Source organism: Streptomyces sp. LHD-70, assembly GCF_031157275.1.
Lineage (GTDB): Bacteria > Actinomycetota > Actinomycetes > Streptomycetales > Streptomycetaceae > Streptomyces.
Genome location: NZ_JAVIFW010000016.1, coordinates 1 through 17815 on the forward strand (window position 1 = coordinate 1; position 17815 = coordinate 17815).

Sequence of the window (17815 nt, forward strand, 5' to 3'; positions counted from 1 at the left end):
ATCAAGGTCGAACTGGCCACCGTGCCCGCCGAGATCGCCAAGATCGTCGTGCCGGTCTCGATCCACGACGCCGAGAGCCGCGGCCACTCCTTCGGACAGGTCCGCAACGCCTTCATCCGTGTCGTCAACCAGGCGGACAACCAGGAGATCGCCCGCTACGACCTGTCCGAGGACGCCTCCACCGAGACCGCCATGGTCTTCGGCGAGCTCTACCGGCACGGCACGGAGTGGAAGTTCCGCGCCGTCGGCCAGGGCTACGCCTCCGGACTGCGCGGCATCGCACAGGACTTCGGCGTCAACGTCTGAGGCCACCGCGAATCCGCCGGGCCCGCACATTCCAGGGGGCGCCGGGCCCGGCGGCCTGTGCCCGACGGCATGCACCGTCACCGCGCCCCCCACCAACGAGCCTGACGGGGAAGCGACGTGACCAGCCCACCGCACCTACGCCCGGAGGACCGGGGCGACTTCGAGTGGGTCCTGCACCTGGCGCTCAGCGTGACGGACATCCGTACCGCCCTCAACGACGGCCGGACCGCCACCGACGCCAACCAGCTGCGGGAGCGCGTACTCGCCGCAAAGGACGAAATCGCGGCGGCCGCGGCGGACGAGTACCGGGCACTCCTCAAAGCCCGCGCGGGCGCTGCCGCCCCCGCCGACCGCTCACCCGACGAACCGCCGACGTCGCCAGGTGCGGGTGTGTGGCTCCCTGCGGTGGCCGTCTTCGCCCCGCTCATATCGGCCGCCGTCGCCGTGGTCCTGCTCCTGCTCGGATACGGGATGCACCTCTCGGGCACGGACGCCGAGCTGGCCGATTCGCTCACCGCCATGGGCTGGATCAGCGCCGTGTTCGCCGCCGGAGCGACGGCCATCGGCCTCGCCGCCCTGATGGGCACCGCGATCCGGCAACGGGCTGGCGAAGCACCCCGTACGCGCATCCGCATCCGCAGCGCGGAGGCCCAGCAGGCCCGTGAGGCGTGGCAGCAGGCGCTACTGGAGCGGGGTGTGCTGCCATACCTGCGCGACGAACTGTCCACGCGCCCCTGAGCACCCCTCACCCTCACCAGCTCCCCAAGGAGAACCACCCTGATGTCCGTGAACCTCAGCAAGGGCCAGCAGATCAGCCTCAGCAAGTCCGACGGCAGCTCCCTGACCGCCGTACGCATGGGCCTCGGCTGGAAGTCCGCCCCGCGCAAGGGCTTCCTCGCGAAGCTCACCGGTGGCGGGGCCATCGACCTGGACGCCTCGGCCGTGCTCTTCGCCGAGCAGAAGCCCGTCGACGTCGTCTTCTTCCAGCACCTGGTCAGCGACGACGGCTCCGTGCGCCACACCGGCGACAACCTTGTCGGCGGCTCCGGGCAGGGCGGGGACGACGAGGCGATCCTCGTCGACCTGGCGCGGGTCCCGGTCCAGGTCGACCAGATCGTCTTCACCGTGAACTCCTTCACCGGCCAGACCTTCGCCCAGGTCGAGAACGCCTTCTGCCGCCTCATCGACGAGACCAACGGCCAGGAACTCGCCCGCTACACCCTCACCGGCGGCGGCAACCACACCGCACAGATCATGGCCAAGGTCCACCGGGCAGGCGGGGGCTGGCAGTTGAAGGCCATCGGCGAGCCCGCGACCGGCCGCACGTTCCAGGACCTGATGCCCTCGATCGCCAGCCACCTCTGACGCCGCCGCACCTGACGGCACCGGACCACACTCATCCCGTAGACAGGAATCCGATGTTCGGAATCAGCGAGATCGCCATCCTGATCATCGTCGTCATATTCATCTTCGGCGCGAAGAAGCTCCCCGAACTGGCCCGCTCCGCAGGCAAATCCGCCCGCATCCTCAAGGCCGAGGCCAAGGCCATGAAGAAGGAGAACCCGAGCTCGGCCGAGGAACCGTCGTCGAGACCCGACGACGGCCGGGAGGTGATCGAGGGCAAGGTCGTGCCACACCGGGCCGACCAGCCCAAGACCTCGGAGCAGCAGCGCCACCAGCAGTGACGACCATCCACCACCTCGCAGCGGAAGGCCCGCCCGATGAGCATGCCGCTGCGCGGCCGTCGGATCACCCTCTTACGCCCCGGCGGGCGGCACATCCCCGTCGTACGGATGTCCCTGGGCTGGGAGGCTGCGCCGCGGCTCGACGCTCACGGGCACCCGTCGACCTGGGAGACTGAACTGGACACCGCGGTCGTGCTCTACGCCCGCGGCTGCGTGGTACGCCGCCTCGACCAGGACAACGAGAACGGCCGCTACATCGCCGACGAGATGCAGCAGGACGCCGTCGCCAACTCCAGCTGGTGGTGGAACTACTCCCTCACCTCCGCCGAGACATACATGATCTACGAAGGCGAGCAGGAGATCGTCAAGTACGAACCGCAGAGCGACGTCGACCTGGCCGGCAGCTGCGCCGAGGTCAACGTCGGACTCCAGGGTTCGAGCGGTGTGATGTTCGGCATCAGCAAACAGATCTGCGGCGACCAGCACGGCCCGGTCCAGCGCCCCGACGACGAGGAGATGACGCTCGGCTTCGGCTGGTCCGGCTTCTCGGACCCCGGCGACGACGTCGCCGCCATCGGCACCACCCTCGTACGGGTCGACTCTCTCGTCGGCGCAACCTCGACCCTCCGCAACAAGGTTGAGTGGACCTGGTACTGAGCGCAGAGCAGCAACGTCAAGGTCCCGGTCTACCGACGGGCCGGGCCCTTGATCCAGCGCTCGTACCGGCCTCGCGCAGGGCACCCTGCGTGAGGCCGCCTGACGCAGAGCCGGGTGCTGCGCCGGTTCAGTTGCCTCGACTCGCAGGAGATCGGGCCCGTACGGGATCCACCCCGCTAGGTACGGCTTCGGCTCATCCGCCGTCGGGTCGTGAGGAGTTGGCGTCCATGACAGCTGGTGCAGGAGGCCGCTCCGGCCCGCCCCACTCCAAGCCTCGGGCCAGGGGAGATTCCGACCTGCCCGGTACCGATCAAGCTCGTCCCTCATCACAGTGAAGAGATCTTGGAACTCGTGATGCGATCACGAAGATGGCCAGGGCCCTGTCATCACGCCGTTGTGATGTCGGCCTGGGTGAGGCGGTGTTCGAAGTAGCGGCCGCGTCCGAGGCGTGCGCGTGCGGCGTCTGCCTCGACCCAGGTCATGAAGTCCTGGTGGCGTTCTCCGTTGGGCAGGGGGTCTTCGTGTTCGCTGACTTCGAGGCGCCATACGCTCGCGCCGACGCCGGGGGTGCTGGCCTGTCCCCAGCCGTGGGAGCTGTATCCGCCACCGCTACCGCAGCACATGTTTTCTTGCCCTTCTTCTGGCTGTTGTTCGGGGCTTCAAGTCGCCTTGCTTTTCAGGCGTTTGGCGTTCCATTGTTCGAGGGCGGCTTGCGCCTTGGCGACGGTGTCGTGCTTGCCGTTGGCGCCGCCGCGCGCCCACCTCTTGACGGTGTTCACGGCCATGGCGATCGCGTGGCTTTCTGTCATGCCTTTGCGCTTCAGGTGACGGCTGATTCGACGGATATACGGGGGCACCCCCGGGCCCTTCTCGATCCAGTTCGCGAACTGCTCTCCGTCCGGCCCCAGGACGGTCTCGACATCCGCGAGATCCTCTCGGCTGGGTGCGATCTGGGTCAGGACCTCAGAGGTGAGGAGCGCTTCCTCAACCTCGTCGAGGCCGTCAATCGCCCTCCGGATCGCCGTCGTCGGATTGGTGGCGCGAGGTGCGCAGGGTCTGCATGCGCTGCTGGATGCGAGCGGTTCGCGCGGCGTTGAAGCGCTGCCGGACGGCGTGGATCTGCTGCTCCCGCTCGCTGCGCTGCTGCTCATCCTGCCAACGTGCAGAAGCAGCTAGCGGTTCGAGGGCCGTCACCATGCGCTCGAAGGATGCCGCGAGCCCCTCGAACGCCGGAGGCACCTCACCGAGGCCGGTGCCGGCTTCCGGGGTGGTCCAGTCGAACGCATCGTGAGAGTCATCAACCGTGAGGGCTCCAGCGGCGACCAGGGAGCGAGGCAGGCCGCCCTCGAGGTAGGCCGAGGCTCGCAAGACGGGGAACGCGGGCCTGTTGACCGCGAGAGCGGCGACGAGGTCCAGGCCCAGACCGTTGTCACGCCAATCCCCCGACAACGGTGCCCGTCGCAGGGCGGCGATCTGCTCCTCGGTCGCGTTCGGGGTGAGCGCTCCGGCGACCCAGATGCCGTGGGCGTCCTCACCGGCGCGGACTACGGCGGCGCCGTATCCGGTATCGGAGTAGAACGCCATGGTCTCGCCGGGTGTGAGCCCGTGTTCGGCGTGGCTGGTGCCCGCGGTCAGTGTGCCTACGGCCAGGAGTTCGTTCTCGACCGTCAGGACCGAGCCAACGTGGAATTCGCGGTAGGCGGACGGGGAGTGCGGGGCGCGGATCGTTCCGCCGCCTGCCGACATGTGCGGCCGGTCCCACGTGGCCAGGTGCCCGCGGACCTGTCCTCGGGCCGTGACCTGCATGGCGGTCGGCTCGGTGAACTGCGGATCGTCGAACCAGGCCTTCGGCGGGGCGACAGGGATGGCAGCGGCGATCAACGACGCAGCCGCACGCTTCACCTTCACCTTCGGCTTCGGCTTCGGTTTCGGCGGGAACAAGGGCTGGTTGATCAGCCCCTCCTCATCCAGGTCGTCGTCTGCGCCCGGGCCGGTGTGCGACCCAGGGTGCTCCGATGCCTTCCTGGTGCCGGCTGCTCGGGGCCCCTCGGTTTCGGAGCGGTCGTCCTGGGATTCATCGGCCGCGGTGTCGATGGGTGGGTCTGCGATCTCTTCGAGGACTTCGTCCTTCACCCGGGCCTCAGCGACAGGGACGTCCCCATACGCCTCGGCGTCGGCGGGTGCAGGCTTGCCGGTGATGCGGATCTTGGCCTGCGTGTCGAAGGCGGGTTGCCCGACGAGCGTGGCGCCGGTCAGCCGCCACGACGTGGCGACCTCCACGGGGTGCGCAGGGTCGGTGTCGTCCAGCTCCATGCGGGCCTTGTCCAGGTCCACGCTGACCCAGCCGAGGTAGCCGCGTTCGATCTTGTCGGCGATCCGTACGGCGTCGGGGTCCTTGCCGTCCAAAGTGCCGCGCCCGTGCAGGACGCCGTCCTTCACGTACGCCTCGCGGAGCACGGCGAGGCCTTGCACGGCGCCTTCGTGGCATTCCTTCAGTGCGCGCTGGAACAGCAGCGGAAGCGGGAGCTCGCGGGTCTCCAGTTGCTCGGTGGCGGCCAGGCGGCGCATGTCGGCGCTTTCGACGCCGATGGGTGCCAGAGGGCCCTCCCACCAGATGTCGTCGGCTGACCCGGCGGGCTGGGGGGCGGGTGTGTTCATGGTGACTCCCGAAGGGGTGGAAGCGGTCAGCGGCGCGGGGATCAGCCTCATCTGGCAACGGCAGTTGGCCGTCATGCCGGGGGTGGCCGTGGTGGGGTCGCCGGGGAACATCAGCGATTCCCCGCCGACCAGGAACGGTTCAGTGACCGGGATGCGCTGGCCGTTCGCCAACTGGTGGGCGTGCCGCGCGCGGCCGTCGAGCGTCGTCTTCCAGACCTTGATCATCGGCCGCTCGGCATTGTTCGCGAGGGCGGCGGCGAACGCGCCTGCGTTGAACGCCGAGCGCGCCTCGGACGCGGCCAGCGCCTTCGCCCACCGTTCGTGCTGGGCGAGGTCGAGGAGCACCGGCCACTGGTCTAGGGCCTGCTGGGCAAGCTTGGCGTAGGTGTTGGACGGCCAGTGGGAGGCGGCGATGCGTTCCGTTGCGCGGCGGCCCCATTCGTCGGCCTGCATCTTGAGGTCTGCCAGGCCGCCTGCGCCGTGCAAGAACGCCTCCACGAGGAACGGCTCCAACGCGGCAGGCACCTGCGCGAAGCCGTCGGAGGGCCACGCGTCGAGACCTTGGCTGCCTAGCGCGGTACGTGCGGAGGCCAGGAACGCCCCGAGCGCCGACCTCACAGCCGACGCCGCGCGCTGGATGTGCCGGGCCAGCCACTGGGCGGGCATCACAGCACCCCGGCTTCGGCCAGGTGGCGGCGCATCAGCGCGGGATCGTGCGCGAGCTGGGCTGTGATCAGCCGTCGCGTGTACCGGTCGACCGCCGTCACCGCCTCCGGGGTCGCATGCGCGGACGCGGCCAGATGCGTCCAAGCCCCGTCCAAGAGACGTGCGAGGTCCGTCTGGGCGCGCATACGGGTGTGGACCTGCCAGGCCGGCACCGAGGCGTTGGAGGCAGTGCGGCCGGGTGACATGCGTTTGCCTGCGACTTCAAGGGCGCGACGTACGGCGATGTCGGCAGCCGCCAACAGCGCGCCTTGGTGGCCGTATTGGGGTGGGCTGGAGGCCTGCGAGGGCAGGTCGCGGCGCGTCTCGATCGATGGCGGGAGGTGTCCGGGCCCAGCCGGCCGGGGGGTACCGGGCTGGGCGGCTTCCGACACACCTGGGGGTGGGCTGATGCCCAGGGCGGGAAGGACGGTCGCGGCGAGCTGGGGGTTCTCGGCGAGCTTCCACAGCAGCCGGGCGCGCCGCTCGGCGTCCTGGGGCCTGTCCTGGTCGCCGAAGCCGACCTCGCGGCGCAGGGCTTCGGCGGAGAGTTCCCCGCGGTCGTAGAGGTTGAGGGCGTCCTCGGACTGATCGGGGCGCAGTGTGAGTTCGGTGGTGTCGGCGTAGATCACGTACTGGTCGGCGTCCGTGTGGCCATCGTCGGCCATCAGGGGCTGCAGGTACCGCTCGGTCAGGGGGTGGGTGATCAGGGCGAGGAGCGGATCGACGTGCAGTTGGACGGCCTCTTCGGAGATCTGCCAGCTCGTCCAGTGGTTGCTGTTCTCTTGGCCGAGGATGACGGCCGGGGGCACGTCCATGCCGATGGCGACCTTGCGCTGTGCCTGGATCAGCAGCTCGGATGCGCGCTCGTCGAACTTCGAGGAGAGGTCGATGTGTTGGATGTTCTTGATGTCCTCGCCGCGTGCCCGGATGACGATGGGCACGACGGCCGAGGCTCGGTCGCGGTCGGTGATCGCGGGGACCATGTTCTCGATGAGTTCGTCCATGAACTCGTCCGCGTCCTCGCGCACTGTGCCCTCGTCATCGACGGGGGCGGTCTCGGCACCGGTCAGGGAGGCTTCCTGAGGGATCGCCAGGATGCCGTTACCGGCCAGGCGTGAGTCGATCGTGGCGTTCACGTGGGCGGTCAGACCGCACAAGATCCGAAGGTCGCTCAAGAGCGGCTGGACCGGAGAGTCCGCCAACCACGGCTTCTCCGGGTCCGGCCGCCACATGCGGCACACGAAGCTGGTGCCGTTTTCCAGGTCGACCCACTCCTGGGGGCCGACCTGAACCCTCAGAGGGGCGTCGGGTCCGGTGCCGCGCTGTTGGATCGCGGACTTGGCGATTGTGCGCCATTGTTCCGTGCCGGTGTCGGGGGCGGTGTAGGCGATCAGGTACCACTCGCCGGGCACGGTGGCGTGGATGGCCATCTGGGCGAGGACTTGGGACTGCCCTGACGGGCCACCGGCCCACGAGGTCATGTACCGGTCGATGAGGGCCTGGTCATCGACAGGTACGGGTGTGCCGTCTCCTCGCGGGTCGATCCGGCCGAGCTTGAGGGTGGCTCGGGAGCAGGCGTTGGACAGCCAGCGCACTCCCTGGCGCAGTTCGCCGCAGGTGCGGTAGTAGCCCCAGGCGTTGACCTGCCACTGCTGCTGGGCAGGGAGCGTCCCGGAGAGCTGGGAGCGGGACTTGCCGCGTCTTTTCGCTTCGGCTGTCGTACGGCGGGGCTCGCGCAGCAGTTCGGCGGAGGCGATCAGGGATGCGGCGCCGCGCAGCGGCATGAGACGCGACAGCGGCATTCCTGCCCTCCTTCAACGTCAGCGGGCGTAGCGGGTGTTGAGTGCGCCCACCAGCCAGGAGGTGGAGGCGACCAGCACGATGGCGAGGGCCCACTCGGGGAGAGTGCTGGGCCAGGTACCGATCGCGTAGATGAGGACGTACGCGAGCATGGAGAGCCAGAAGCCGATGCACCAGGGGCAGGTGACGAGCGCGTACAGTCCGCGCTCGCCCGGCGCGCGGGGCGGGACGCTCGGTTCCCGTTCGCTGGTGTCGGTGGCTTGTTCGTCGCGACGGTACGCGGCCAGTGCCCGCTCCCCGAGCTTGTCCCGAAGGGGGCGGGTCAGGCTGTCGGTGGTGATCAGCCGCGTGGCTCGTGCGACGGCTAGCACAACGAGCGCGAATACCGTGAGTGAGTAAGGCACGTCAACAACGTACGCTTTGTGATCACTTGAGTGATCCCGTTGCGCCTTGGTCGACGAGGCACAGGAGCCTTAAGGCTGGCATGTCGGAAGCTGCCAGTAGCCTCAGGCGCCATGGGCATTCAGATCGACGTAGCAGTGGCTTATCCGATCAACGATGAGATGGAGAGGGTGCTCGGGTTGGCCGAGGCGGTCGGCGAGCCCGTTACGGTCACGTTCATGTGGGAGGGGCGTGACGAGGCGGAGCGCGCGGTGCTGGTACCCGCGGCCATGCTGGCGCTCTGGGAGCATTGGGCCCCCACCGCCTACCCGAGGGGCGCGGGGGAAGAGAACCGGGCGGTGGCGGAGGAGCTGGAACTGGCTCACCCAGAGGAATTCGGCGCGTTCACTCTCTTTCGTCGTCGCGTAGGAGGGCGCACGGCGGTTGCTCGCAAGGGCGTGGTGGTCGCCGAGCTACTGGACCCCGAAGAGGCCCACTGGCTCCAGGAGAAGTCCCGCCACGTCCGCCAAGGCTTCATGGATCCGAAGCAGAAGGCGGCGTTCGAGGAGTTCCTTGCCCGGCAGGCATCCCTCGATGAGCAGTGACGCGCCGACTCATGCCACCCTCGCCGACATGCCCCGGATGCAACGTGAAACAGGTCCTGTCCGCCTGACTTCTCAGTCGCGTCCACCGCCGTACGAACGCGGCCCCATACGACGTGCGCCCTGTGCGTTCCTGCGCGCAATGTCCTCACGCGAACCCCTCGGCGCAGACACGGCCTTGACCGTCCTGGGTGGCCCCAGCAACTCGTACGCCAGCAGCACCGAGGCGTCGATCCGGCCCGGTGAGAACGACGAATCAGGCTGGAACTGGCACCACTCAGTCACCAGCTCGGGCATGTGATCGGCCAGGCGGATGCGGTCCTCGCGGAGCTGCCCGGCCACCGGCTCCGCACGCAGGATCTTCGAGAGCTTCGCTGAACGCATCTGAACCAGCGGCGGCATCGTCGCGTACGGATTCCGGGGCGCGTCCGGGACATCCTGGTGCCGTTCGTCGTGCTCACGGCGCAGCTTGTCCCAGGCGCCCTTCACCGCCAACTCGGCCTGGTCCCCGCCGAAGTTCTTCTCCACGACGATGACTTGGGCGCCCGTCTCGCCCGCCAGCGTGCAGGCCGCGCGCGACCAGGCGTCGGACGACATCACCCCGGTTCTGTCGTGCGTCCAGTACAGGCGCCCATCACGGCCCATGAACCCGCCGATGATCCCCGCAGCGTCCCGTCCTCCCCCGGACGGGTCGACCGCGATGCCGATCCGCGTGGGCGCCGGCAGCCCTGTGAGGTGGGTCTGGTTGCGCATCAACTCCGCTGTGACCAGGGCTCCTTCGACGGGTTGGGGGTTGCCTTGGTAGAGGGCGCCCCAGTCGAAGGGGGAGGAGCCGCGCTTCTTGGCGAGCCAGTGATCGAGCAGGGCCTGTTTGTCGCGGGTGGGGATCTTCGGGTGGGAGAGCGGGTCGCCGTCCTGGCGGCCGAGGGGGTCGCCGTCGGGGGTCAGGGTGAGGTCGGCGATGGCGGGCATGTGGATGACGTCCCACTCCCCCGGTTCGTCGCGCAGGAGGCGTCCGGCGAGGTCGTCTTCGTGCCAGCGGGTGAGGACGAGGAGGAGCGGGCCGCCGGGTGCGAGGCGGGAGTACAGGTCGGCGCTGTAGGAGTCGGCGACGCGTTTGCGCATCGTGGGTGAGTCGGTCTCCTGCCGGTTCTTGTGGGGGTCGTCGATGATGATCATCGAGGCGGGGTGGCCGGTGAGGGAGCCGCCGATTCCCGCGCAGCGCACGCCGCCGCCGGTGGTGAGGCGCCAGTCGGCGACCGAGGCCCGCTCGGCGTCCAGCTGGAGCCCGAACTCGGCGCCGTGGGCGCGGATGAGCTTGCGGATCGCGCGGCCGCGTTCCTCGGCCAGCTCCGCGCCGTAGGAGGCGATGATGATGTGATCTCTGGGGTGCCTGGCCAGCCACCAGAACACTCCCCACATCGCAGCAGTGCTCGACTTACCGACCTGCGGGGGTGTCGTGATCAGAAGCTTGCGGCTCCTGCCTGTGATGAGGCGGCGCATGCCGCGGGCGATGACCCGGTTGTGGGGGCGCGGCTCGAAGGACGGGTCCAGCGAGTGCGCGAGCGTCACCGGGTCGGCCAGGCAGGCCAGGAACTGAGCGCGCTCCAGGGCCAGGGCTCGGTCACTGCGCATCGTCGTCCTCGTCGTAGCCAATCCTCACCGGTGCCTCCTCTGCCAACAAGTTGGCCAGGCGCGCGACTTCGCTGCGGAACTCCTCTTCCGTCGCCGGGATCGCCGTCACCTTCACCGCCGGGGCGTCCTGTGCTCCGGCGATCGTCAGGCGGGTGCCGTCCACGGCCGGGCGCAGGACGCTGTAGAGCTTGATGAGTTCGTTCGTCGTGTACGTGCGTTCCTGCTTGAGGCCGTCGATCAGCTGACGCAGAGCCAAGCCGGTCGCGGCGACCATCTGCTTGGCGTGCGAGCGGCGCGCGGCGTCGAGGGTCTCGGCTTCCTGGCGGCGCTGGTCGGCGTCGTACGCCTTGGCGCGGTCGTGCCAGTGCATGCGGTAGGCGAGTTGCTGCATGTAGGCGGTGGAGCGGCCCAGCTCGGTGGCGAGGGTGCGGACCTTGCGGTCGCGCATCTTCAGGTACGACTCGAAGCGCCGGTAGTTCGCGTCGCTCTCGCGCGGCTGCTGCTCCCACGGGGCGCGCGTGGGGTCGAGTGTGAGCGGGGTCTTATCGGCGGGCATGCGTGTTTTCCCAGGTCAGAAGGTAGGCGACGATAAGGTCCGAGCTATGCGTTCTTCTGCGATCCCGGCGCCGTGCCCGGCCCTGACCATCAGGCAGCCGTATGCGGGATTGATCATGGCTTCGGTGAAGCCGGTGGAGAACCGGTCGTGGTCCACGGCGTACCGGGGCCCCCTCGCACTGCATGCGGGCATGCAGCGTCACCGGGACGACCCAGGCGTGAACGTCACCGCGACGATGCGCGTACAGGGCCACGATGAGCCGTTCGCGCTGGACGACGTGTACGGGGCGCTGATGGGCTGGGTGACGCTTATCGACGTCGTCACCGACCACCCCTCCCCGTGGGCGCAGGAGTCGATGTTCCACTGGGTACTCGCCGATCCGCAGATGCTCGACGAGGCGCTGCCGATGCGCGGCAGGCAGGGCCTGTGGCGATATCAAGCGGCCCCTCAGAGACGTTCTGAGCGGGCGGGGTGTACTCGAAGCTGCGGGTGTTCAGCGCGCGCACGTTGAGCCCCCTGGCGCGCTGCTGAGCGTTCGGCCCGACCGCTACCGACTTGCGGCGCGCTGAGACGTCGAGCCAGCGCCGGGACGCGGCGCAGGCGTGGATGACCGCCGGGTGCGCGGACATGATCCGAAACCGGTAGCCCTGGTCCCACAGCCGCTGCCCGAGCCACGCGGTCATGTACGCGCCGATGCCCAGGCCTTGGTAGTCGGGCAGGCACACGATGCGGTGCGCCATCTTCAAGTTCCGCGTCTTGGGGTGGGGGAAGTGCAGGTACGAGGCGAATGCCACGCACTGGCCGGTATCGGTGAACGCGCCGAAACACTGCGCCGCGGCTGAGAGTTCGGCGCTCAGATAGTGGTGGCGTGCAAAGCGGGGCCACGTTTCACGTCCGCTGATGCGGTGGACGGTGAGGGCGAGCCGGGGCCGGGGTTGAACCTGCCTCCACGTGAAATCCGCGGCGCTCACGTCGACGATCCAGTCCGGCTGGAGCCAGTCGGTGACGTCGTAGTGGCAGGTGACCGCGACCAGGCGTTGACCGCCCCGGCGTACAGTCTTCGCAGCCGTGTGGGATGCGACCTTCGCGACTTGCCGGTCCACGGTCGAAGTCCACTCGTCGATCACACACGTGGCGCCTTTGGGTGTCTGGGCAAGACGCCATGCCACGTCCGCGCGGAAGCCCTCCCCGCCCGACAGGGTGTGGCGCGGCCGCAGCCAGGCGGGCGGCGAGGAGAGGCCGACCGAGCAGAGCAGGGCGGTGATGTCCTTGATGCTCATGGCGGGAGGGAAGTTGTCGATCAGGGCGCGCTCGTCCCACACAGCGGCGGTGTCCATCTGGTCGGGCCAGACGTGTCGGGCCAGGGTCGACTTGCCCGCTCCGGAGGGGCCGACGACGAGGCCGATCTGCCATTCGCGTTCGTCGATGGGCAGGGGGATGTCCCAGCGGGTGACTCGGCGGGCGGCGGGAGGGATGTCGAACATCGACGACACCTGGGCCGTACGGGCCGTCGTCGGTGTCTCACAGGCGACTTCGTACTGCACGCGGAGGCTCACGTCATCACCGCGCGGACGTTGAGGCCTTCGGAGACGAACCGCTCCAGCAGCTCGACCTGCTCGCTCTCGCTGCCCGCCGTGATGATGACCCCCCACACGGCCGACAGGTCGTCCTGGTCGGCGTCGCCGCCGAGCCCGAGTTCGCCTTCGTTCAGGGCCTCGTCGGTGAGGGCGTCCAGGAGGTCGTCCAGGTCCTGGTTGTCGTAGCCGGAGCCGGTGAGGCCGTCGGGGGTGTCCTGGAGGTGTTTCAGCAGCTCGGCGAGGGCTTGGTTGTCGTAGCCGTTCTCCCCGGACTTGTTGTCCATGAGGACGATGCGCTTGGCGTCCTCGTCGTCGACGTCCACCTCGACCATGGGGATCTGGTCTGCGCCCAGGTCAGTTGCGGCTTCGTGTTGTCCGTTTCCGGCCAGGACGTAGCCGGTCGACTTCTGTACGACGATGGCGCGCCACATGCCGTAGCGGGTGATGGAGTCCTTGATGACGTCCAGGTCGTGGCGTTTGGGGTTGCCGGGGTAGCGCTGGACGGATTCGATCGGGCGCAGGAGGGATTCGAGGTCGGGGGCGCACTTGATGATGGTCACTGCGCGTCCTCCCGGCGGGCGATGGCCGCGTTCGCGTAGCAGACGGCCTCTTCGAGCTTGGTGAGCGCCTGGCTCTTCTCCCTGGAGTCGGGGGCGAGTTGGTCGATGACGTGAGCGAATGAGTGGGCGGTGACGCGGAGTTGGTGGCCGTAGCGCTCGACCTGATCTCCGCGCGGCGGGTGGTACATGAAGCGGTTCAGGAGCTCCTGGGCGTCGATGCTCATGCGCGCACTTCCGAGGCGTGCTGAGCGCGGGTTCCGGTGGCTCGTAAGGGAGTTTCGGCCTCGACCAGGAGCTTGCGGACGAAGCCGTAGCTGTAGCAGGGGGTGGTCAGGACGATTTGCCGGATGCTCTTGCCGGCTTCGTACTTGGCGCGTAGTTCGTTGGCGATTCGGGTGCGGGCTTCGCCGCGGAGCATCACTCGTGACATGTGACCGATCGTGAACCATGTGATCACTCGTGGTGAGTTGGAGGCTGCCTGCTCGCCCTTCGAGTTACGTGTCGGGCTCGCGTCGGCTACAACGACGCCGTGCTGGCGGTTGTTGATCCAGGCGTGCAGCAGAGGTTGATCACGTCTGTGGTTGATTGGGCGGAACATCGGTCCCTACCAGTTCCGATGGCAGGGACCGATGCTTGCTGAACACGGGACAGGGGCGTTTTCCCGCCACCCTTGTCCGGCGCTCAGCCACCGCTTCAGGCCTCGGCGCTTACACGGTGCACGTAGGCCCAGGCGAGAGTTTCGAGTTGAGGGCGCACCGTTGGAATGTCGACCATGGCTGCGTGCTCGCCGCGCCCTTCGCGGCCGGATTCCTGGATCCAGGCCCGGGGTGGGCCGCCTTCGAGCTGGATGACGGAGACCAGGGTGCCGTTGACGTCGTATCCCTGGATCTGACGTACGGGCTGCTCGCCGTATTCGGGTAGAGACATGAGTCCTGGGAGGGCTGGGTCTTCTATTTCTGTGACGAGGACGGCGCCGAGCCTGCCGTGCGGGACGTCCTGATAGCGGCTTGCGGACGGTTTGCAGATGTCGGGGTGGAGGGCTTGTTCGAGTGCTCCGGCAAAGGCGTTGAGGGCGGGAAGGTGGCTGTAGCTGTCGGTGAAATGCTCGGCCTGTGGGTGCAGGTGTGCGACAGCGATGCCTCCGGTGGCGAGGAGGCCGGGGCCTGGTTCCCAGTCGATCACGTAGGGGACGGCCGGGTTCGGCATGTGATCTCGGAGGTTCGAGTTCAACGTGAGGAGGCAGCGCAGGAGTTCATCGACATTGGACCCTGCCTCCGCTGGCGAAAACGCGGTGTTCGTCACTGAGGTTCAGTGCCTTCCGTGTTGGGCGGACAGGAATGAATCTGCGCCGCGCAACCTGGTTGCGCACCTCGTGGCAACCGGGTTCACCCTCACGGAAGGAGGTTGACTGAAACGTCAACTCTGGGGAAAGGCCTCACGGTGCACCCAGGAATGTTCGTAGGTGCTCGCGCAGTGCCGCGAGCACGGGGTGCGCGGGTTCGGGCCGGGCGGGGCACACTTCGGCGTGTTCGATTCGAATGACGTGTTCGGGGCTGCTGCCGAACGGGCTCGGGCCGAGGTGTACGACCCCGCCGCACACGTGCCGCCATATCTGAGTGGGCATGCTCGCGGCCGGGAACAGCCCCGGACACAGCAAGATCGCCTCTCCGTCGAGGCCTGGGTGACTTTCGGACAGCAATCCGCACTCGGGACAGGGAATCGAGAGCGGCTGCTGAGCCGCATCGAGCGCGGGGGCGGTCACGGCTCACCGGGTCCCTGGCCGAGGACGATCAGGCAGCCAGGGCACGACACCGGCGTAGTCGGGTCGAGCATCCGCCCCTGCCCGCTGATGACTTGGGAGCAGGCCGTGACGTTCCCGGCTGCTGCGTGCACCGCCGCGTTGGGGCCGGGGAATCGTTTCACTCTGCGCGGCCAGAACACCGCCAGGGCCCTGGCGCGGGCATTACGTTCGGCGTTCGGCGGGCTCATCGTCTACTCCCCTGCCGGACGGACCCCAGGCCTGCGCGCTCGCGGTCGTTGAGTCCGGCCCACACGCCCTGCGCGTGCCGCCCCAGCGTCAGGGCCTCGACGAGGCAGGCCGACCGCACGCAGCAGCGGTCGCAGACCTCCTTCGCTTCGGGCTCGTACGTCCCGTCGAAGAACCACTCCGCGTCGACGTCGTCGTTGCGGCACTCGGCGGCGTCGAAACTGTTCACGCGTCACCGGTCCGCTCGCGCTCGGCGCGTTTCTCGCGGGCGGACTGTTCGTACGCCTCGGTCGGCAGGGGCTCGCCAGTGAGCCAGGCCCACCACCCGGCGCACACCTGGTAGCCGACGGGGATGCCGTTGAGGGTCGCGACCGGGGTGTAGTCGCCGTCGATGATCTCCATCCCGGCGTGGCAGTGGAAGACGCGGTCGCGGGTCTTGATGGCCTGCAGCTGGTCGGCTTCGTCCTCGGGGCTGTCGGGGCGAAACGCGCAGTCGCGACATGGCTTCGGCATGACGGCTGGAGGGCGCGGCAGGGGCCCGGCCTGGTCCTCGAAGCCTCGGATGTCGTCGGTGGTTCCCTGACGGGCGCACCAGAGGCAGTCGGACGGGCGTGGGTCGCCCTCGCAGACCGGGCACACGTAGCGGGCGAGGTACACCCCATGCTGATGCGGCGTCACGACTGCTCTCCGCGTGGGCCGGGGATGCCCTGCGTGCCGCGCAATGCTCGTCGGCGCTCCATGTTGCAGGCCAGGCAGGGGCCTTCGCCTGGGGCTGGGGCGGGATCGACGGACCCGCGGGGGTGGCGCTTGCAGCTGGTGACGGTCGGCTTCTCGTAGAGGGCGCGCACCGCCCCGAGGGCGTCGGTGAGAGTGCGGGTGAGGGCATGGGCGGTGTCAGGGCTGGGGATGGAGCGCAGTCCGGTCCAGGCGTGTTGTACGCGGCTCATGGCGGCGTCGGCGGCTGCCCATTGGCTGGGGGTGGGGCCTTTGTTCTTGGTCATGTGGCTCCTTCGGGCAGGTCGAACAAGGCGGGCTGCTCGGGTGCGGGACGTATTCGGCGCCGTGGCTGCGGCGGGGGCACCGGGATGGGTTCGCCGGGGTGCAGCACGCCGAAGTGGAGTTCCAGTCCGGCGCGGCCGCCTTGGAGGTAGACGGTGCATCCCTTGCGCGGGCAGACCCGGATGGCGCTGACGACACGGCTGGACACCGGGGCGAGGCTCACGAGGCTCTCCTGTTTTCGAGGCCGCGCGGGCCGTGGCGGCGTGTAGGGGCGGGCAGTTGGCGGTTGAGGGCGAGGCGTCTGCGGTAGACGGCGCCGTCCTCGGTGCAGCCGGGGCTGCATGCGTGCTCGGCTTCCCACACGTCGAGGCGGACCAACTCGGCGCGGATCGCGTCAGGGTCGTTGGGGAGGTCGTCCTCTGCTGCCCAGTCGCCCGTATCTACCTGAGGCTGTGAACGCTCGTCAGCCCCTGTCTGTGGATGGGTATCTGTGCAGGGCATCTGTAGGGACCCGGCGCGCACGCTGTCCGGATGGTGTGCGCGCACGTGCTCCAAAGGCGTGCACGCACGCTGTCCGGGAAGTTCGGAAGACCCGGCACGCACGTCATCCGGAACACGTGCGTGCACGCTGTCCGACCCCTCTGTGTCCGATTTGCCGGTTCCCGGACCGCGTGCGTGCACGTCGTCCGGATGGTGTGCGCGCACGCGGTCCGCGAGAGCCTCGGACTTCTCCTTGGCATGGCGGCGCCTGCTGCGCGTCTCGGTGAGGTGGTGCATGTGCTGCTCGAGGGGCAGCGCGGAGACGGGGCCGACCCAGCCGACGGCGAGGTTCACGACGGCCGAGGCATTGGGGCGGCGCCTGCGCTCTATCGCCCCACTCAGCACAAGGACTTTGAGGCAAGCGGTCACACGCTCGGCGCTCATGCCGGTGAGCAGCGCGATGGTCTCGCGTTCGGGGAAGGCGTTGCTGCCGTCCGGATCGGCGTACGTGGAGACGACGAGGCCGACCGTGAAGACCTCGGCGTACGCACGGCGCAAGCTCGGCGGCTGCCGCTGGGCCTTGGCCTGCTTGGCGAAGTGGAGGCAGGCAGCGCGCATCCGGCGCTGCCATTCGGCCCGGTACGACTTCTCGGGCTCCACACTCACCGCACACCACCCACAACAAGGGCGCCGGTACGCCGAGCGAGGGCGTTCAGGCGCGTGAGGGCAGGCGCCCTCCAGGGACGCCACAGGGAGATTCCGGGCATGACTGAAACAATATGCCCCTACCCGTTAGCCCTGCAAACGCTAAGCTAAAACCATCGACCTATGGCTACCCTGTAGCTCCGGATAGATCGCCGCTCCTGCGAGAGGGTTAGTAATATGACCGTCATGACGATGCCACGCGTGGACGCGGTCGAGGAGATTCGCCGCTTCAACCTCTCCATCACCACAGCCATGGGCGCGGCCGGCATCTCGCGACAGAAGCTCGCCGACGGCATCGGAATGTCCCGGCCATCGCTGAGCCAGCGCCTACTCGGCAATCAGGACTGGCAGTTGAGCGAGATGGTGAGCGTCGGCAACATCCTGGGCGTCCACTACAAGGCGATGCTCGACGACGAGCGGCCCTGGCTGAACGATATCGACCCCCACGAAGTCCGTGAACGCCTCGACGAAATCGCAGGTCAGAGCATGATCGGTTCTACGCCACCGTAGGTAGGGGTTGAC

26 protein-coding genes are annotated in these 17815 nt (G+C 68.4%); 7 read left to right on the forward strand and 19 right to left on the reverse strand.

Going from position 1 to position 17815, the window contains the following annotated elements:
- From RCO28_RS27555 to RCO28_RS27575, 5 genes are all read left to right on the forward strand, one after another.
- The coding region (locus RCO28_RS27555; protein ID WP_308943980.1) for a TerD family protein at positions 1 to 306 on the forward strand (306 nt) is incomplete at its 5' end.
- Positions 307 to 423: 117 nt separating this feature from the next.
- Complete coding sequence (locus RCO28_RS27560; RefSeq protein ID WP_308943981.1) at positions 424 to 1044, forward strand: hypothetical protein; 621 nt, start codon at positions 424 to 426, stop codon at positions 1042 to 1044.
- Positions 1045 to 1086: 42 nt separating this feature from the next.
- On the forward strand, positions 1087 to 1671 hold the full coding sequence (locus RCO28_RS27565; RefSeq protein WP_308943982.1) for a TerD family protein: 585 nt from the start codon (positions 1087 to 1089) through the stop codon (positions 1669 to 1671).
- Positions 1672 to 1724: 53 nt separating this feature from the next.
- Entirely contained in the window at positions 1725 to 1991 is a 267-nt protein-coding gene (gene tatA, locus RCO28_RS27570) for a Sec-independent protein translocase subunit TatA (RefSeq protein WP_308943983.1), read from the forward strand.
- Between the two features lie 36 nt (positions 1992 to 2027).
- The gene (locus RCO28_RS27575; protein ID WP_308943984.1) at positions 2028 to 2648 is read left to right on the forward strand and encodes a hypothetical protein; all 621 of its coding nucleotides are present in this window, start codon (positions 2028 to 2030) and stop codon (positions 2646 to 2648) included.
- Positions 2649 to 3034: 386 nt separating this feature from the next.
- Here RCO28_RS27575 and RCO28_RS27580 read toward each other — a convergent pair whose 3' ends face one another.
- The 5 genes from RCO28_RS27580 to RCO28_RS27600 all read right to left on the reverse strand — a co-directional run bounded on the left by RCO28_RS27580 (position 3035) and on the right by RCO28_RS27600 (position 8215).
- The gene (locus RCO28_RS27580; RefSeq protein WP_308943985.1) at positions 3035 to 3271 is read right to left on the reverse strand and encodes a hypothetical protein; all 237 of its coding nucleotides are present in this window, start codon (positions 3269 to 3271) and stop codon (positions 3035 to 3037) included.
- Positions 3272 to 3307: 36 nt separating this feature from the next.
- Positions 3308 to 3457 carry a hypothetical protein gene (locus RCO28_RS27585; protein ID WP_308943986.1) on the reverse strand — a complete coding sequence of 50 codons (150 nt, stop codon included), beginning with the start codon at positions 3455 to 3457 and terminating at the stop codon, positions 3308 to 3310.
- A gap of 193 nt (positions 3458 to 3650) precedes the next feature.
- Positions 3651 to 5972, reverse strand: coding sequence for a phage minor head protein (locus RCO28_RS27590; RefSeq protein ID WP_308943987.1), 2322 nt, complete (start codon positions 5970 to 5972; stop codon positions 3651 to 3653).
- Complete coding sequence (locus tag RCO28_RS27595; RefSeq protein ID WP_308943988.1) at positions 5972 to 7813, reverse strand: hypothetical protein; 1842 nt, start codon at positions 7811 to 7813, stop codon at positions 5972 to 5974. Before RCO28_RS27595 ends, RCO28_RS27590 begins: the two co-directional genes overlap by 1 nt.
- Positions 7814 to 7831: 18 nt before the next feature.
- Positions 7832 to 8215 carry a DUF1360 domain-containing protein gene (locus RCO28_RS27600; protein ID WP_308943989.1) on the reverse strand — a complete coding sequence of 128 codons (384 nt, stop codon included), beginning with the start codon at positions 8213 to 8215 and terminating at the stop codon, positions 7832 to 7834.
- A gap of 111 nt (positions 8216 to 8326) precedes the next feature.
- Between RCO28_RS27600 and RCO28_RS27605 the strand changes: the two genes are divergently transcribed.
- Positions 8327 to 8797, forward strand: a complete 471-nt coding sequence (locus RCO28_RS27605; RefSeq protein WP_308943990.1) for a hypothetical protein — start codon at positions 8327 to 8329, stop codon at positions 8795 to 8797.
- A gap of 72 nt (positions 8798 to 8869) precedes the next feature.
- Here the strand turns inward: RCO28_RS27605 and RCO28_RS27610 are convergent, their stop codons facing one another.
- The 14 genes from RCO28_RS27610 to RCO28_RS27670 form a co-directional block, all read right to left on the reverse strand.
- On the reverse strand, positions 8870 to 10429 hold the full coding sequence (locus RCO28_RS27610; RefSeq protein ID WP_308943991.1) for a terminase large subunit domain-containing protein: 1560 nt from the start codon (positions 10427 to 10429) through the stop codon (positions 8870 to 8872).
- Entirely contained in the window at positions 10419 to 10985 is a 567-nt protein-coding gene (locus tag RCO28_RS27615; RefSeq protein ID WP_308943992.1) for a hypothetical protein, read from the reverse strand. Before RCO28_RS27615 ends, RCO28_RS27610 begins: the two co-directional genes overlap by 11 nt.
- A 320-nt stretch (positions 10986 to 11305) precedes the next feature.
- Positions 11306 to 12469, reverse strand: a complete 1164-nt coding sequence (locus tag RCO28_RS27620; RefSeq protein WP_308943993.1) for a GNAT family N-acetyltransferase — start codon at positions 12467 to 12469, stop codon at positions 11306 to 11308.
- A 68-nt stretch (positions 12470 to 12537) separates the two neighbouring features.
- Complete coding sequence (locus RCO28_RS27625) at positions 12538 to 13122, reverse strand: ParB/RepB/Spo0J family partition protein (protein ID WP_308943994.1); 585 nt, start codon at positions 13120 to 13122, stop codon at positions 12538 to 12540.
- The gene (locus RCO28_RS27630; RefSeq protein ID WP_308943995.1) at positions 13119 to 13346 is read right to left on the reverse strand and encodes a hypothetical protein; all 228 of its coding nucleotides are present in this window, start codon (positions 13344 to 13346) and stop codon (positions 13119 to 13121) included. The genes RCO28_RS27625 and RCO28_RS27630 overlap by 4 nt, the downstream gene beginning before the upstream one ends.
- On the reverse strand, positions 13343 to 13552 hold the full coding sequence (locus tag RCO28_RS27635; RefSeq protein ID WP_308943996.1) for a helix-turn-helix domain-containing protein: 210 nt from the start codon (positions 13550 to 13552) through the stop codon (positions 13343 to 13345). Before RCO28_RS27635 ends, RCO28_RS27630 begins: the two co-directional genes overlap by 4 nt.
- 263 nt (positions 13553 to 13815) lie before the next feature.
- Positions 13816 to 14424 carry a hypothetical protein gene (locus RCO28_RS27640; RefSeq protein ID WP_308943997.1) on the reverse strand — a complete coding sequence of 203 codons (609 nt, stop codon included), beginning with the start codon at positions 14422 to 14424 and terminating at the stop codon, positions 13816 to 13818.
- 133 nt (positions 14425 to 14557) lie between these two features.
- Positions 14558 to 14884 carry a DUF6083 domain-containing protein gene (locus RCO28_RS39460; RefSeq protein WP_374991262.1) on the reverse strand — a complete coding sequence of 109 codons (327 nt, stop codon included), beginning with the start codon at positions 14882 to 14884 and terminating at the stop codon, positions 14558 to 14560.
- Positions 14881 to 15111, reverse strand: coding sequence for a hypothetical protein (locus RCO28_RS27645; protein ID WP_308943998.1), 231 nt, complete (start codon positions 15109 to 15111; stop codon positions 14881 to 14883). The genes RCO28_RS39460 and RCO28_RS27645 overlap by 4 nt, the downstream gene beginning before the upstream one ends.
- The gene (locus RCO28_RS27650) at positions 15108 to 15338 is read right to left on the reverse strand and encodes a WhiB family transcriptional regulator (protein WP_308943999.1); all 231 of its coding nucleotides are present in this window, start codon (positions 15336 to 15338) and stop codon (positions 15108 to 15110) included. The genes RCO28_RS27645 and RCO28_RS27650 overlap by 4 nt, the downstream gene beginning before the upstream one ends.
- Entirely contained in the window at positions 15335 to 15787 is a 453-nt protein-coding gene (locus tag RCO28_RS27655) for a hypothetical protein (protein WP_308944000.1), read from the reverse strand. The genes RCO28_RS27650 and RCO28_RS27655 overlap by 4 nt, the downstream gene beginning before the upstream one ends.
- Positions 15784 to 16110 carry a hypothetical protein gene (locus tag RCO28_RS27660; RefSeq protein ID WP_308944001.1) on the reverse strand — a complete coding sequence of 109 codons (327 nt, stop codon included), beginning with the start codon at positions 16108 to 16110 and terminating at the stop codon, positions 15784 to 15786. The genes RCO28_RS27655 and RCO28_RS27660 overlap by 4 nt, the downstream gene beginning before the upstream one ends.
- Complete coding sequence (locus RCO28_RS27665; RefSeq protein ID WP_308944002.1) at positions 16107 to 16331, reverse strand: hypothetical protein; 225 nt, start codon at positions 16329 to 16331, stop codon at positions 16107 to 16109. The genes RCO28_RS27660 and RCO28_RS27665 overlap by 4 nt, the downstream gene beginning before the upstream one ends.
- Positions 16328 to 17254 carry a hypothetical protein gene (locus RCO28_RS27670; RefSeq protein WP_308944003.1) on the reverse strand — a complete coding sequence of 309 codons (927 nt, stop codon included), beginning with the start codon at positions 17252 to 17254 and terminating at the stop codon, positions 16328 to 16330. Before RCO28_RS27670 ends, RCO28_RS27665 begins: the two co-directional genes overlap by 4 nt.
- Positions 17255 to 17470: 216 nt before the next feature.
- Here RCO28_RS27670 and RCO28_RS27675 point away from each other — a divergent pair, with 216 nt between their 5' ends.
- Positions 17471 to 17803, forward strand: coding sequence for a hypothetical protein (locus tag RCO28_RS27675; RefSeq protein ID WP_308944004.1), 333 nt, complete (start codon positions 17471 to 17473; stop codon positions 17801 to 17803).
- Positions 17804 to 17815: the final 12 nt, after the last annotated feature.

Excerpts from the sequence above, each read along its gene's own strand:
- RCO28_RS27635 (WP_308943996.1), bottom strand. The coding sequence starts at position 13,552 with ATGTCACGAGTGATGCTCCGCGGCGAAGCCCGCACCCGAATCGCCAAC.
- RCO28_RS27565 (WP_308943982.1), top strand. The coding sequence starts at position 1,087 with ATGTCCGTGAACCTCAGCAAGGGCCAGCAGATCAGCCTCAGCAAGTCC.
- RCO28_RS27575 (WP_308943984.1), top strand. The coding sequence starts at position 2,028 with ATGAGCATGCCGCTGCGCGGCCGTCGGATCACCCTCTTACGCCCCGGC.
- RCO28_RS27675 (WP_308944004.1), top strand. The coding sequence starts at position 17,471 with ATGACCGTCATGACGATGCCACGCGTGGACGCGGTCGAGGAGATTCGC.
- RCO28_RS27590 (WP_308943987.1), bottom strand. The coding sequence starts at position 5,972 with ATGCCCGCCCAGTGGCTGGCCCGGCACATCCAGCGCGCGGCGTCGGCT.
- RCO28_RS27610 (WP_308943991.1), bottom strand. The coding sequence starts at position 10,429 with ATGCGCAGTGACCGAGCCCTGGCCCTGGAGCGCGCTCAGTTCCTGGCC.
- RCO28_RS27580 (WP_308943985.1), bottom strand. The coding sequence starts at position 3,271 with ATGTGCTGCGGTAGCGGTGGCGGATACAGCTCCCACGGCTGGGGACAG.
- tatA (WP_308943983.1), top strand. The coding sequence starts at position 1,725 with ATGTTCGGAATCAGCGAGATCGCCATCCTGATCATCGTCGTCATATTC.
- RCO28_RS27630 (WP_308943995.1), bottom strand. The coding sequence starts at position 13,346 with ATGAGCATCGACGCCCAGGAGCTCCTGAACCGCTTCATGTACCACCCG.
- RCO28_RS27605 (WP_308943990.1), top strand. The coding sequence starts at position 8,327 with ATGGGCATTCAGATCGACGTAGCAGTGGCTTATCCGATCAACGATGAG.
- RCO28_RS27615 (WP_308943992.1), bottom strand. The coding sequence starts at position 10,985 with ATGCCCGCCGATAAGACCCCGCTCACACTCGACCCCACGCGCGCCCCG.
- RCO28_RS27585 (WP_308943986.1), bottom strand. The coding sequence starts at position 3,457 with ATGACAGAAAGCCACGCGATCGCCATGGCCGTGAACACCGTCAAGAGG.
- RCO28_RS27595 (WP_308943988.1), bottom strand. The coding sequence starts at position 7,813 with ATGCCGCTGTCGCGTCTCATGCCGCTGCGCGGCGCCGCATCCCTGATC.
- RCO28_RS27620 (WP_308943993.1), bottom strand. The coding sequence starts at position 12,469 with ATGTTCGACATCCCTCCCGCCGCCCGCCGAGTCACCCGCTGGGACATC.
- RCO28_RS27645 (WP_308943998.1), bottom strand. The coding sequence starts at position 15,111 with ATGAGCCCGCCGAACGCCGAACGTAATGCCCGCGCCAGGGCCCTGGCG.
- RCO28_RS27660 (WP_308944001.1), bottom strand. The coding sequence starts at position 16,110 with ATGACCAAGAACAAAGGCCCCACCCCCAGCCAATGGGCAGCCGCCGAC.